Annotated in this window: 10 protein-coding genes; 3 read left to right on the top strand and 7 right to left on the bottom strand. The window is 77.0% G+C overall.

What is annotated here, in order from left to right; genetic code table 11:
* Nucleotides 1-619: cyclase family protein (locus tag ACRYR7_RS20520; protein ID WP_432573965.1), on the bottom strand; the 619-nt coding region annotated here is incomplete at its 3' end.
* A 258-nt stretch (nucleotides 620-877) separates the two neighbouring features.
* Between ACRYR7_RS20520 and ACRYR7_RS20515 the strand changes: the two genes are divergently transcribed.
* The gene (locus ACRYR7_RS20515) at nucleotides 878-1657 is read left to right on the top strand and encodes a sporulation protein (protein ID WP_432573964.1); all 780 of its coding nucleotides are present in this window, start codon (nucleotides 878-880) and stop codon (nucleotides 1655-1657) included.
* A 73-nt stretch (nucleotides 1658-1730) separates the two neighbouring features.
* Here the strand turns inward: ACRYR7_RS20515 and ACRYR7_RS20510 are convergent, their stop codons facing one another.
* From ACRYR7_RS20510 to ACRYR7_RS20500, 3 genes are all read right to left on the bottom strand, one after another.
* Entirely contained in the window at nucleotides 1731-3416 is a 1686-nt protein-coding gene (locus ACRYR7_RS20510) for a ribonuclease J (RefSeq protein WP_432573963.1), read from the bottom strand.
* Between the two features lie 46 nt (nucleotides 3417-3462).
* Entirely contained in the window at nucleotides 3463-4389 is a 927-nt protein-coding gene (gene dapA, locus ACRYR7_RS20505; protein WP_432573962.1) for a 4-hydroxy-tetrahydrodipicolinate synthase, read from the bottom strand.
* Nucleotides 4390-4547: 158 nt separating this feature from the next.
* Nucleotides 4548-5222, bottom strand: coding sequence for an HAD-IA family hydrolase (locus tag ACRYR7_RS20500; protein ID WP_432573961.1), 675 nt, complete (start codon nucleotides 5220-5222; stop codon nucleotides 4548-4550).
* Nucleotides 5223-5414: 192 nt separating this feature from the next.
* Here ACRYR7_RS20500 and ACRYR7_RS20495 point away from each other — a divergent pair, with 192 nt between their 5' ends.
* On the top strand, nucleotides 5415-7310 hold the full coding sequence (locus ACRYR7_RS20495; RefSeq protein ID WP_432573960.1) for a sugar phosphate isomerase/epimerase and 4-hydroxyphenylpyruvate domain-containing protein: 1896 nt from the start codon (nucleotides 5415-5417) through the stop codon (nucleotides 7308-7310).
* A 12-nt stretch (nucleotides 7311-7322) separates the two neighbouring features.
* On the opposite strand, the gene ACRYR7_RS20490 is transcribed toward ACRYR7_RS20495, so the two are convergent.
* Together ACRYR7_RS20490 and ACRYR7_RS20485 are read right to left on the bottom strand one after the other, a co-directional pair.
* Nucleotides 7323-8243, bottom strand: a complete 921-nt coding sequence (locus ACRYR7_RS20490) for an NADP-dependent oxidoreductase (RefSeq protein ID WP_432573959.1) — start codon at nucleotides 8241-8243, stop codon at nucleotides 7323-7325.
* A 103-nt stretch (nucleotides 8244-8346) separates the two neighbouring features.
* Entirely contained in the window at nucleotides 8347-9426 is a 1080-nt protein-coding gene (locus ACRYR7_RS20485) for a M20/M25/M40 family metallo-hydrolase (RefSeq protein ID WP_432573958.1), read from the bottom strand.
* 172 nt (nucleotides 9427-9598) lie between these two features.
* On the opposite strand from ACRYR7_RS20485, the gene ACRYR7_RS20480 reads away from it, so the two are divergent.
* The gene (locus ACRYR7_RS20480; protein WP_432573957.1) at nucleotides 9599-10567 is read left to right on the top strand and encodes a TIGR03557 family F420-dependent LLM class oxidoreductase; all 969 of its coding nucleotides are present in this window, start codon (nucleotides 9599-9601) and stop codon (nucleotides 10565-10567) included.
* 60 nt (nucleotides 10568-10627) lie between these two features.
* Here ACRYR7_RS20480 and ACRYR7_RS20475 read toward each other — a convergent pair whose 3' ends face one another.
* Nucleotides 10628-12340 (bottom strand): amidase, encoded by a 1713-nt coding sequence (locus ACRYR7_RS20475; RefSeq protein WP_432573956.1) that lies wholly within the window; start codon nucleotides 12338-12340, stop codon nucleotides 10628-10630.
* Between the last annotated feature and the right edge of the window lie 140 nt (nucleotides 12341-12480).

Raw genomic sequence — 12480 nt, 5'->3', positions numbered from 1 at the left:
CCCCGCGGGGGGGGCCGCGGCCGCCCCCGGCCACCAGCAGCGGCAGCCAGGACACCCCGACGCCCCCCGGCGCCCCCCCCCCCAGGTCCAGGGCCTCCACGACCACGACGCCGGCGCGCAGCAGCACCTCGTGCGCGGGCGCGGGGTCGTCGAACGGGGCGATGGACAGGTAGTCGATGCCCACCAGCCGCACGCCGCGCTCGACGAGCGCGGCCGCCCCGTCGCCGGTCAGCGCCGGGAAGTCCGCGCTGAAGCGCGGGCCGTCCCACAGGGCGCCGCCGCGGGTGCGCAGCAGGACGCGCTCGGTGCCCCCGCCGAGCTCCAGGGCGCGCACCGCGGCGGCGTCCAGGTGCCCCTCGGGGCCGGTGGCGTCGACGACCTCGCACGGGCCGACGAGGACGTCCAGCGGCACGGTCTCGATGCCGCCGGCGCCGGCCAGGAAGTGCACCGGCGCGTCGACGTGGGTGCCGCAGTGCGCCGAGAGCTCCAGGCGCGAGACGTTGACGCCCCCGTCGTGCAGGGACTGCTGGCGCTCCACGGTCAGCTCGGTGTCGCCGGGGTACAGCGGCACCCGCCCGGGCACCAGCGGGACGGTGACGTCGATCAGCGTGCGCTCCACGGCGGTCCCTCCCGCGCGCCCGGGCGGGGACGCTCAGACGACGACGTCGACCGTGCAGCCGGTGTCGGCGAAGGCGAGCCGGCCCAGCGCCTCGACGACCTCCTCGACGGTGACGGGTCGCACGGTCACGGCTCCACGGTGCCGCACCCGTGCGCCCGGCGCGCGCCGGGCGGGCAGCGGTGCGGGAACGCGGCGCCAACCCCGCCCGTCGACCACGGTGGGGGCCGGCCGGCGGCCCGGGCACGGACGGAGGACGAGATGGGCTTGCGCAACCTCGCGGCGCGCTTCGGCGCGGGCGCGGCGTCGGTGGACACGGTGCTGGAGCGGGCGGTGGCCCAGCCGGGCGGCCCGGTCGGCGGCCGCGTCGTCGTGGTCGGCGGGTCGGTGGCGCAGGACGTGCAGGAGGTCGTCGTCGCCCTGCAGGCGCGCGTGGAGGTGGAGAGCGGGGACTCCGAGTGGCGCGAGGACGTCGTCTTCGGCACCGCCCGCGTCGGCGGGGGGTTCACCACGGTGCCCGGCGAGCGCGCCGAGCTGCCCTTCTCGCTGCAGCTGCCCTGGCAGACGCCGGTGACCGCGATCGGCGGCTGGCACCTGCGCGGGGTGCACGTCGGGGTGGTCACCAGGCTCGTCATCGCCGGCTCCGTGGACCCCGGCGACCTGGACGCCCTGACGGTGGCGCCGCTGCCGGTGCAGCAGGCGGTGGTGGACGCGCTGGGCTCGCTGGGCTGGCGGTTCAAGAGCGCCGACGTGGAGAAGGGCCGCGTGCGCGGCTCGGACCTGCCGTTCTACCAGGAGCTGGAGTTCGCGCCGCCGGCGCGCGTGCGCGGGGTGAACGAGCTGGAGGTGACGTTCCTGGCGGACCCGCACGGGGTGGACGTGGTGCTGGAGGCCGACCGCCGCGGCGGGCTGTTCACCGAGGGCCGCGACGTGGTCAGCCGGCTGCGCCTGTCGCACGCGGACACCGACCGCTCCCGGGTGGCCGCGGCGCTGGAGGCGGCGGTGCGCGAGCTGGGCTCGCGGCGCGGCTGGGGCTGGTGAGGCGCCGCGACCCGCGACCGGTGACGGTCGCGGGCCGCGGGCTCCCCCGCCCGGCGGGGCGGGACCGGTCGCGTCAGGCGGTGACGACGACCGGGACGATCATCGGGCGGCGGCGGTGCTTCTGGCTGACCCAGCTGCCCACCGTGCGCCGCACGATCTGCTGCAGCTGGTGGGTGTCGACGGCACCGGTGGAGGCCTCGTTGAGGGCGGCCTCGACCTTGGACCTGATGCCGGCGAAGCGGTCGTCGCCGTCGCCGATGAAGCCGCGGGCGTTGAACTCCGGGCCGGAGACGACCTTGCCGGTGACGGAGTCGACGGCGACGAAGATGGAGATGAACCCCTCCTCGCTGAGGATGCGCCGGTCCTTCAGGTCCGCCTCGGTGATCTCGCCGACGCTGGAGCCGTCGACGTAGACGTACCCGACGGGCACGGCGCCGGTGATGCTCGCCCTGCCGTCGACGAGGTCGACGACGACGCCGTCCTCGGCGATGACGACGCGCTCGCGCGGCACGCCGGTCTTGACGGCGAGGTCGCCGTTGGCGATGAGGTGGCGGTACTCGCCGTGCACCGGCATGACGTTGCGCGGCTTGAGGATGTTGTAGCAGTAGAGCAGCTCACCGGCGCTGGCGTGCCCGGAGACGTGGATCTTCGCGCTCTGCTGGTGCACGACGTTCGCGCCGAGGCGGATGAGGCCGTTGATGACGCGGAAGACGGCGTTCTCGTTGCCCGGGATGAGCGAGCTGGCCATCACGACGGTGTCGCCGGCGCTGATGGAGACGCGGTGGTCGCGGTTGGCCATGCGCGAGAGCGCGGCCATCGGCTCGCCCTGCGAGCCGGTGCACATGAGCACGACGCGGTCGTCGGGCAGGTCGTCGACCTGCTTGAGGTCGATGAGGACCCCCGGCGGGACGTCGAGGTAGCCCAGGTCGGCGGCGATGCCCATGTTGCGGACCATGGAGCGGCCCACGAAGGCGACCTTGCGGCCGTGCGCGTCGGCGGCGTGCAGCACCTGCTGCACGCGGTGCACGTGGCTGGAGAAGGAGGCCACGACGATGCGGCGCTCGGCGCGGCCGAAGAGCTGCTCCAGCACCGGGCCGATGTCGCGCTCGGGGGCGGTGAACCCGGGCACCTCGGCGTTGGTGGAGTCCACGCAGAAGAGGTCCACGCCCTCGTCGCCCAGGCGGGCGAAGGCGTTGAGGTCGGTGATGCGCCCGTCCAGCGGCAGCTGGTCCATCTTGAAGTCGCCGGTGTGCAGCAGCAGGCCGGCGTCGGTGCGCACGGCGACGGCCAGCGCGTCCGGGATGGAGTGGTTGACCGCGATGAACTCGCAGGAGAACGGGCCGAGCTGCTCGGTCTGCCCCTCCTTGACCCCCAGCGTGTAGGGGCGGATGCGGTGCTCCTTGAGCTTGGCCTCGATCAGGGCCAGCGTCAGCTGCGAGCCGACGAGCGGGATGTCCTGCCGCAGGCGCAGCAGGTAGGGCACGGCGCCGATGTGGTCCTCGTGGCCGTGGGTGAGCACGATCGCCACGACGTCGTCGAGGCGGTCGGCGATGGGGGCGAAGTCCGGCAGGATCAGGTCGACGCCGGGCTGGTGCTCCTCGGGGAACAGCACGCCGCAGTCGATGATCAGCAGCTTGCCGCGGTGCTCGAGCACCGTCATGTTGCGCCCGACCTCGCCCAGCCCGCCGAGGCCGACGACGCGCAGGGCGCCGTCGGGCAGCGGCGGCGGGGCGGACAGCTCGGGGTGGGGGTGGCTCATGAAGCTCCTCCTGCGACCGGGGCGGTCGCGACCGTGGGGTGGGTGTTCAGGTGTCGGTGGGGCCGGGCAGCAGCCCGGCGTCGGCGAGGTCCGCGGCGATCGCGGCGACCTCGTCGGGGGTGGCCTCCAGCAGGGGCGGGCGCACCGCGCGGCGCGGCAGCGCACCGGTGAGCTCCAGGGCGGCCTTGACGGCCACGACGCCCTGCGTGCGCGTCATGATCCCGCGCACGGCGGGCAGCAGTTGCGCGTGCAGGGCGCGGGCGGTGGGCAGGTCGCCGGCGTCCACCGCGGCGACCATGCGCGCGTACTGCTCGCCGGCCACGTGGGCCACGACGCTGACGACGCCGGAGGCGCCGTGCGCCAGCAGCGCCAGGTTCAGCGCGTCCTCGCCGGAGTAGTACGCCAGGTCGGTGCGCGCCAGCACCCAGGAGGTGGCGGCCAGGTCGCCCTTGGCGTCCTTGACCGCGGTGATCCGCTCGTGCTCGGCCAGGCGCACCAGCGTCTCGGTCTCGATGGGCACCCCGGAGCGCCCCGGGATGTCGTAGAGCATCACCGGCAGGGCGGTGGCGTCGGCGACGGTGCGGAAGTGGTGCGCCAGCGCCGCCTGCGGGGGCTTGGAGTAGTAGGGCGTCACCACGAGCAGCCCGTGGGCGCCGGCCTTCTCGGCGGCCTGGGCCAGCTCCGTGCTGTGCGCGGTGTCGTTGGTGCCCACGCCGGCCAGGACGTGGGCCCGGTCGCCGACGGCCTCGAGCACGGCGCGCAGCAGCCGGTCCTTCTCGGCGTCGGAGGTGGTGGGGGACTCCCCCGTGGTGCCGCTGACGACGAGCCCGTCGTGGCCCTGGGCCAGGAGGCGCTCGGCCAGGGCGGCGGCACCCTCGACGTCCACGGCGCCGGACGCGGTGAACGGGGTGACCATCGCGGACAGCACCCCCCCGAACGGGCGGGGAGGGTGCGCTGCGGTGGCGGTGGGCATGCAGGGAGGTTACCGCCGAGCGCCGACGCACCCGGGCCCGGAGCCGCGCCGGCGCGCGCGGCGGGCCCGGCGGGCGTGCGAGGACCCGGTCGCTGCCCGCTCGGGGGTCCGGGCAGCGGCCGGGTCCGGGGGTGTCATCGCCGCCGGCGGCCCGGGCGTTACACCCCGTCCGGGGCCTCCTGGAGGACCTCCACGCGCACGCCCCCCTCGACGGCGGCGGCGCGCACGTGCGAGAGCAGCGCCACGACGGCGTCGGCCCGCAGCGGCCCGGTGGGGTGGGTGGTGCGCACGGCCAGGGTGGCGCAGCCGGCGGCGCGCGCGGCGGCCAGCCCGGCCGGGGCGTCCTCGACGACGAGGCAGTCGGCGGGGTCCACGCCCAGGCGCCGGGCGCCGAGCAGGAAGCACTCGGGGTCCGGCTTGCCGCGGGAGACGTCGTCGTAGGTGACCAGGGCGGCCGGCTCGGGCAGCCCGGCGGCGCCGCGGCGGGCGTCGGCCAGGGCGCGGTCGCAGGAGGTGACCACCGCCCAGCGCCCGTGCGGCAGGGCGGCCAGCAGCTGCGGCACCCCGGGCAGCTGCACGACGCCGTCGACGTCGGCGACCTCCAGCTCGGTGATGCGCGCGGCGGCCTGCTCGGCGCGCTCGGCGCCCACCAGGTCGCGCACGATCTCGGCGGCGGGGCGGCCGTGGCCGTGGGCGGCCACCAGCTGCCGCTGGGTGATGCCGTGCTCCAGGGCCCAGGTGCTCCAGCAGCGGGCGATGGCGGCGGTGGAGTCCACGAGGGTGCCGTCCATGTCGAGCAGCACGGCGGCGAAGGGGCGGTCGGGCAGGCTCACCGCAGCACCCTACGGGCCGCCCGCCGCTCCCCCGTCCGGGGCACCGGTGCGGCCGGGGGGCCCCGCGCCGGCCGCGGGCGTGCCAGGGTGTGCCCCGCCCGGCCGGGGAGCCGGGCGGCGGCGGCGAGGCCTGGGGGGCACGTGTCGGTGGGGTCGGTGGGGTCGGTGGGGTCGGTGGGGTCCGGGGGGTCGGTGGCCCCGCGCGGGGGCGCGGCCGGGGGCGGCGGCAGCGGCGGGGGCACGCACGAGCTGCGCACCTCGATCGCCACGGTGTGCCTGGCGGGCACGCTGGACGAGAAGCTGCGGGCGGTGGCCGCGGCCGGCTTCGACGCCGTGGAGGTCTTCGAGCCGGACCTGCTGGCCAGCCCCGAGCCGCCGGCGGTGCTGCGCCGGCGGGTGGAGGACCTGGGGCTGTCGGTCTCGCTGTTCCAGCCCTTCCGCGACGTCGACGACGTGGACCCGGCGGCGGTGGCCCGCAACGCCCACCGGCTGCACCGCAAGTGCGAGCTGGCGCTGGAGCTGGGCACCGACCTGGTCCTGGTGTGCTCGGCGGTGCACCCCGGCGCGGTGCGCGACGACGCGCTGCTGGCCGAGCAGCTGAACGCGGCGGCGGGGGTGGCCGCCTCGCACGGGGTGCGCCTGGCGTACGAGGCGCTGGCGTGGGGGGCGCACGTGTCGGACTACCGGCACGCCGCGCGGCTGGTCGCCGCGGCGGACCACCCGGCGCTGGGCAACTGCCTGGACTCCTTCCACGTGCTCTCGCGCGGCGACGACCCCTCGGGCATCGCCGACATCCCCGCGCGGGACGTGTTCTTCTACCAGATCGCCGACGCGCCGCGGCTGTCGATGGACGTGCTGCCGCTGAGCCGGCACCACCGCTGCTTCCCCGGCCAGGGCGAGTTCGACCTGGAGCGCTTCCACGCCGCCGTGGTCAGCAGCGGCTACCGCGGGCCTGTGTCGCTGGAGGTGTTCAACGACCTGTTCCGGCAGGCGGACCCGGTGGCGACGGCGGTGGACGCGATGCGCTCGCTGCGGCACCTGCGCGACCGCACGTTCCGGCACCGGCCGGGCCTGCCGCCGGCCTCGCCCTCGCCCTCGCTGCCGGAGCCGCCGGCGGTGCGCGAGTGGGCCTTCGCGGAGGTGTCCTCCTCCCCCGCCACCGCGCCGGCGGTGACGCGGCTGCTGGCGCAGCTGGGGTTCTCGCGCACCGGCGAGCACCGCAGCGCCCCGGTGGAGCTGTGGTCCAACGGCGCCGCGCGGGTGGTGCTGAACCGCCGCCGCGACGACGTGCGCGCGCAGGTCTCGGCGCTGGGCCTGGCCACGCCGCAGCCGCACGCGCTGCACGAGCGGGCGCGCACCCTGCTGGCGCCGGTGGTGAACCGGGCCGCGGGCCCCGGCGAGGCGGAGATCCCCTCGGTCGTGGCCCCGGACGGCACGTGGGTGCAGTTCTGCGGGGACGGCCCGGGCGGGTGGCTGACGGACTTCGCCCCGTGCGGGCCGGGCGCGGAGGAGGACGGGCGCGAGGCGGTGGCGCTCACCGGCGTGGACCACGTGGTGCTGCCGCAGCCGTTCGCCGGCTTCGACGCCGCCACGCTGTTCCTCTCCTCCGTGCTGGGGCTGGAGGCGGAGGCGGTCTCGGTGGTGCCGGGCCCGGCGGGCCTGGTGCGCACCCGCGCGCTGACCTCCCCGCACCAGCGGGTGCGCGTGGCGGTCAGCGTGGCGCCGACGTCGTCGATGCTGCGCGGGCGGCCGGCGGGCGCCGGGCACGTGGCCTTCGCCGCGGCGGACGCGACGGCGGCCGCGGCCGCGTTCCGCCGCAACGGCGGGGAGGTGCTGCCGGTGCCGGGCAACTACTACGACGACCTGGAGGCCCGCTACGGCCTGGACGCGGCGTTCCTGGCGCGGCTGCGCGAGAACGACGTCATGTACGACCGCGACGAGCACGGCGAGCTGCTGCACTTCGCCACGCGCTCGCTGAGCCGGGAGCTGTTCGTGGAGGTGGTGCAGCGCGTGGGCGGCTACCGCGGCTACGGCGCGGTCAACGCCCCGGTGCGCATGGCCGCGCAGACGGCCCCGCCGGCCGGCTGAGGGCGGCGCGGCTCAGGGCAGCAGGACCACGCGCCCGTGGCGGCCGGGGCGCTCGGCGGCCGCCGCGGCCGCGCGCACGTCGGCCAGCGGGTAGGCCCCGGCGATCGGCACGTGCAGCCGGCCGTCGGCCACGAGCTGGGCGAGCTCGGCGAGGACCTCGGCGCGGCGGGTCGCCGTGGGGGCCGGGGCGCCGCCGAACTCCACGGCGGCCTCGACCTCGACGGTGGACACCGCCCGCTCGTCGGCCACGCCCAGCGCGCCGGCCAGCGGCGGCAGGTCCGCGCCGGTGGTGTCCACCAGGGCGTCCACGCGCGGGGTCAGCTCGCGCACGCGCCGGGCCAGCGCGGCCGGGTCGTCGGCGGGGGCCACCGCGTCGCAGCCGTGCGCGTGCAGCCAGTCGTGGTGCTCGGCGCCGGCCACGCCGACGACGCGCGCGCCGCACAGGCGGGCCAGCTGCACGGCGAAGGAGCCGACGTCGGTGGTGGCACCGGCCACGACGACCGCGTCGCCGTCGCGCACGCCCACCGCGCACACGCAGGCGTGGGCGGCGACGCCGGCGACGTACAGGGAGCCGGCCGCCTCCCAGGGCAGCCCGGCGGGCTTGGGCACCACGTGGGCGGCGGGCACCAGGACGCTCTCGGCGTGCGCGGCGTGCCGCTCGCTCCAGCCGAGGACCTCCTCGCCGACCTCGACGCCGGAGCCGTCGCCGGCGGCGGTGACCACGCCGGCGAACTCCGCGCCCTCGGAGCCGGGGAAGGCCTGCGGGTACAGCTGCGCCAGGGCGCCCTCGCGCACGGCGGCGTGCACCGCGGTGATGCCGGCCGCGCGCACGGTCACGCGCACCTGACCCGGTCCCGGCTCGGGCGCGGGCACGTCCACGACGTGGAGCACGTCCGGACCGCCGAACCGCTCGAAGCGCACAGCCCTGGTCACGACGACCTCCCCCGCGCCGTCCCGCGCGCCCTGGCGCGCCCGGGTCCGGCTGGGGTGAGGCTGTCGCGGATCGCCGCCGGGGGCAACCCCCGGCCCCGGCGGCTCACGCCGCCGGGCGCAGCAGGTACTCCACGAGCAGGTCCGCGCAGCCGCCGATCGCGCCGCGGTGCACGACCTCGTAGCCGTGGGTGCTCAGGGTGGGCAGGCAGAGCAGCGCCGCGCGCGGGGTCTGGCCCTTCACCTGCGCCTGGGAGGCGTCGGACTCGAAGGCCGTGAACGCCGCCGCGCGCGGGTCCAGGCCCAGCTCGCGGCCCAGGCGCAGCAGGTGGTCGGCGATCGCGACGTCGTAGACGGCGGCGGCGTCGGCGTAGGCGACGATCGGGCCGGAGTCCACGACGGTGCCGTACTCGGGCTCGGCCGGGCCGACCTCGACGGCGAGCACGACGTCGCCGGGCAGCGTGCGGGCGGCGTAGGAGGCGCCGACGCCGCCGATCTCCTCGGCGGTGGTGAGCACGAGGTGCACGTCGGCGGGCGGGCGCGCGCCGCGCTCGCGCAGCCGGCGGGCGGCCTCGAGCACGACGGTCACCGCGGCGCGGTCGTCGAGGAAGTAGCCGCCGACGTGGTCGCCGAACTCGACGGGGGCGCGCTTGCTGCGGTGCACGCACACCCGCGTGCCCGGGTGCACCCCGGCCGCGGTCAGCTGCTCGGGGGTGCGGCCGGTGAAGACGAACACGTGGTCCCAGTCCATGGCCCGGTCGCCGCCGTCGGGCTTGGTCTGCCAGATGCGCTGCGACTCCTGCGAGGTGTGCTCGGAACCCAGGGCCAGCACGCCGGTGAGCTCCTCGACGTCGCCGAGGACCGCGACCGGTCCCAGCCCGAAGTTCCCCGGGTACATCACCCCCAGCTCGCCCACGTGCAGGGTCCCGTCGGCCTCGACCCGCTTGACGATCATCGACAGCTCGTCCAGGTGCGCGGTGACCCGCACGCCGGGGGCGGGGCGGTCGCCGTCGCCGCGCACGAGGCCGACGAGGTTGCCGGCGGGGTCGGTCCACAGCTCGTCCACCAGGCCGCGCAGCTCGCGCGCGCACACGTCGCGCACCGCGCCCTCGCGCCCGACCGGGCCGTAGGCGGCGAGCAGTTCGCGCAGCAGGGCGGAGGTCCGCTCGGCGTGCTGGTCGGTCACGTCTCCCCTAGGGTCGCGACGGTCGGGTCCGGTCCCGGTCTACCGCCCCGGCGGCGCGCGCACACCTCGGGACCGGGCGGGGCGCCCGGCGCCGCGGCGCGCGCTCCCGCCCCGCCCCCGCGACGGGGCCCCGCCGATCCGATCAGCCGAGCAGCCGAGCACGGAGGAACGCATGCGCATCGGGTACAAGCTGGCCACCGAGGCCTTCGACCCGAAGGAGATCATCCGGCAGGCCGTGGAGGCCGAGCGGGCCGGGTACGACTTCGTGGAGATGAGCGACCACTTCCACCCCTGGCTGGACGTGCAGGGGCACTCGGGTTTCACCTGGAGCCTGTTCGCGGCCATCGCGGCCAAGACGGAGCGGATCGGGCTGGTCACCGGCGTGACGTGCCCGTCGGTGCGCTACCACCCGGCGATCATCGCGCAGGCCGCGGCGACGATGCAGATCATCTCCGACGGCCGGTTCACGCTCGGCGTGGGCGCCGGCGAGCGCCTCAACGAGCACGTCGTCGGCCGGGGTTTCCCCGCCGTCGCCGAGCGGCACGAGCGCTTCCGCGAGGCGCTGGAGATCATCCGGCTGCTGTGGCGGGGCGGGTACCGCACGTACGAGGGCAAGCACCTGCGCCTGGAGGACGCGCGCGTCTTCGACCTGCCGGAGCAGCTGCCCGTCATCGCGGTGGCGGCCAGCGGCCCGGCGTCGGCGCGCATCGCCGCCGAGCTGGGCGACGGGCTGTTCGCCACCGAGCCCAAGGGCGACATGGTGGACACCTGGAAGCGGCTGGGCGGCAGCGGCCCGGCGTACGCGGAGGTGCCGATGGCGTGGGCGCCGGACGAGCGCTCGGCGGTGGAGGCGGTGCTGGAGAAGAGCCGCTGGGCGGTCACCGGCTGGAAGGTCATGGCGGAGCTGCCGAACCCGGTGAACTTCGACGCCGCGACCCGGACGGTCAAGGCCGAGGACGTCACCGCGCAGTTCGCCGTCGGCCCCGACCCGGCCGGGTACCTGAGCAACGTGCAGCAGTACGTCGACGCGGGTTTCGACCACGTCGTCACCCAGAACGCCGGCCCGGACCCCGACGGGTTCCTGGAGTTCTTCGCCAACGAGCTGGCCGCGCCGATGCGGGCGATCACGCCCTCGTCTTGACGGCACCGGTTCCCGGGGGCACCGGGCGCCCGGCCCGCCGCGCGGCGGCACCCCCGCGCCTCACTCGCCCAGCGTCGGCAGGTACCCGGGCGCGCGCCGCGCGTGCGTGGCCTGCTCGAAGGAGTACGCCAGGCTCAGCACGCCCGCGTCGTCCCACTGCGCGCCGGTGAACGACACCCCCACCGGCAGCGCCCCGCGCGGGCCGGCGAACCCGGCCGGCACCGCCACGTTCGGGTAGCCGGCCACCGCCGCGGGCGTGGAGGTGGCGTACGCGAAGCGGTCCGCCTCCCCGTCCACCGAGGCGTAGCGCGTCTTCCACGCCGGGGTGCCGGTCAGGCCGACGACCGCGTCGAGGTCGTCCTCGGCGCCGGGGCCCTGCGCCAGCGCCTCGTCGATCGAGGCCCGCGCCAGGGAGCGGGCCACGATGCGCGCCGCGCGCGCCTGCGCGTCGTCCGCGGGCACCTCGCCCGCCTGCGCGGCGAGCATCGTCTCCTGGCCGAAGTACGCCAGCTCCACGGGGTCCTGCTCGTTGAACGCGATCACCGCCGCCAGGTCCGCCGGCGCCCCGGGGGTCGCGGCCAGGTACGCGTTCAGGTCCCGCTTGAACTCCGCCGTCAGCGCCGGGCCCTCGTTCTGCCCGACGAGGTCCAGGTAGTCCAGCCGCACCGGCACGGTGGTGGCGCCCGCCGCCTCCATCTCCTTGGCGGCGCGGTCGAACACCTCGGCGGTGTCCGGGCCGACGGCCTCGCGCTCCTCCTCGCTCAGCGTCCACACCCCCACCCGCGCGCCGTCCAGGGCGTCGGCGTCCAGGGCGGTGTAGTCCACCTCCGCGTCCGGGTTCGCCAGCGTCGCCGCGTCCGCCGGGTCCTCCCCGGCGATCACGTCCAGCACGATCGCGGCGTCCACCGCGTGCCGGGCCATCGGACCGGCGGTGTCCTGCTCCGCGGAGATCGGCACCACGCCGTCGCGGCTGACCAGGCCCAGGGTCGGCTTGACGCCCACGATGCCGTTCGCACCCGCCGGGCACACGATCGAGCCGTCCGTCTCGGTGCCGATCGCCACCTGCGCCAGCGAGGCGGCCACCCCCGCGCCGGAGCCGGAGGAGGAGCCGCAGGGGTTGCGGTCCAGCACGTACGGGTTGCCGGTCTGCCCGCCCACCCCGCTCCAGCCGCTGGTGGAGGCGTCGCCGCGGAAGTTCGCCCACTCCGACAGGTTCGCCTTGCCGATCACGACCGCGCCGGCCGCGCGCAGCTTCGCCGTCAGGGTCGCGTCGTCGGGGCGGGTGCCCAGCATCGCGCGCGAGCCGGCCGTGGTGGCCATGCCCTGCGCGTCGACATTGTCCTTCAGCAGCACCGGGATGCCCTCCAGCGCCCCGCGCGGGCCGCCGTGCCGGCGCGCCCGGTCGCTGGCGCGCGCCTCGGCCAGCGCCGCGGGGTTGACCGCCAGCACCGCGCCCAGGTCCGGGTCGACCCGGCGGATGCGCTGCAGGTACGCGCGGGTCAGCTGCACGGCGGTCAGCTCGCCGGCGGCCATGCGCTCCTGCAGCTGCGGGATGGTGGCGGAGTCCAGGTCCAGGCCGCGCACGCTCGCGGTGGCGGCGGAGCGCTCGGCGGTCGGCGCCGCCCGCCCGGCGCGCTCCCGCTCGTCCACGCCGGAGGCGGCGGTGGTGGCGGGCGAGGTGGCGGTGGCGCTGGCGGGCAGGGCGACGAGGCCGACGAGGACGGCCGCCGCGGCGGCGGTGGCGCGGCGGGCGGAGCGGGGGGAGAGCAGCACGCGGTTCCTCCGGGAGGGGGGTCGGGGGCGGGGGGGCCGCGCCCGGCCCCCCGCAACCTAGGTTCCCCGGGGCCGCGCGGGGTTTACCCAGTTTTAAAGATTAGTGGGCCCCCCCCCGCCCTCCCGCCCGGCCCCCCCCC

The organism is Kineococcus gurbantunggutensis (assembly GCF_050871925.1).
GTDB lineage: Bacteria > Actinomycetota > Actinomycetes > Actinomycetales > Kineococcaceae > Kineococcus.
This window is presented reverse-complemented; position numbering and strand designations above follow the sequence as displayed.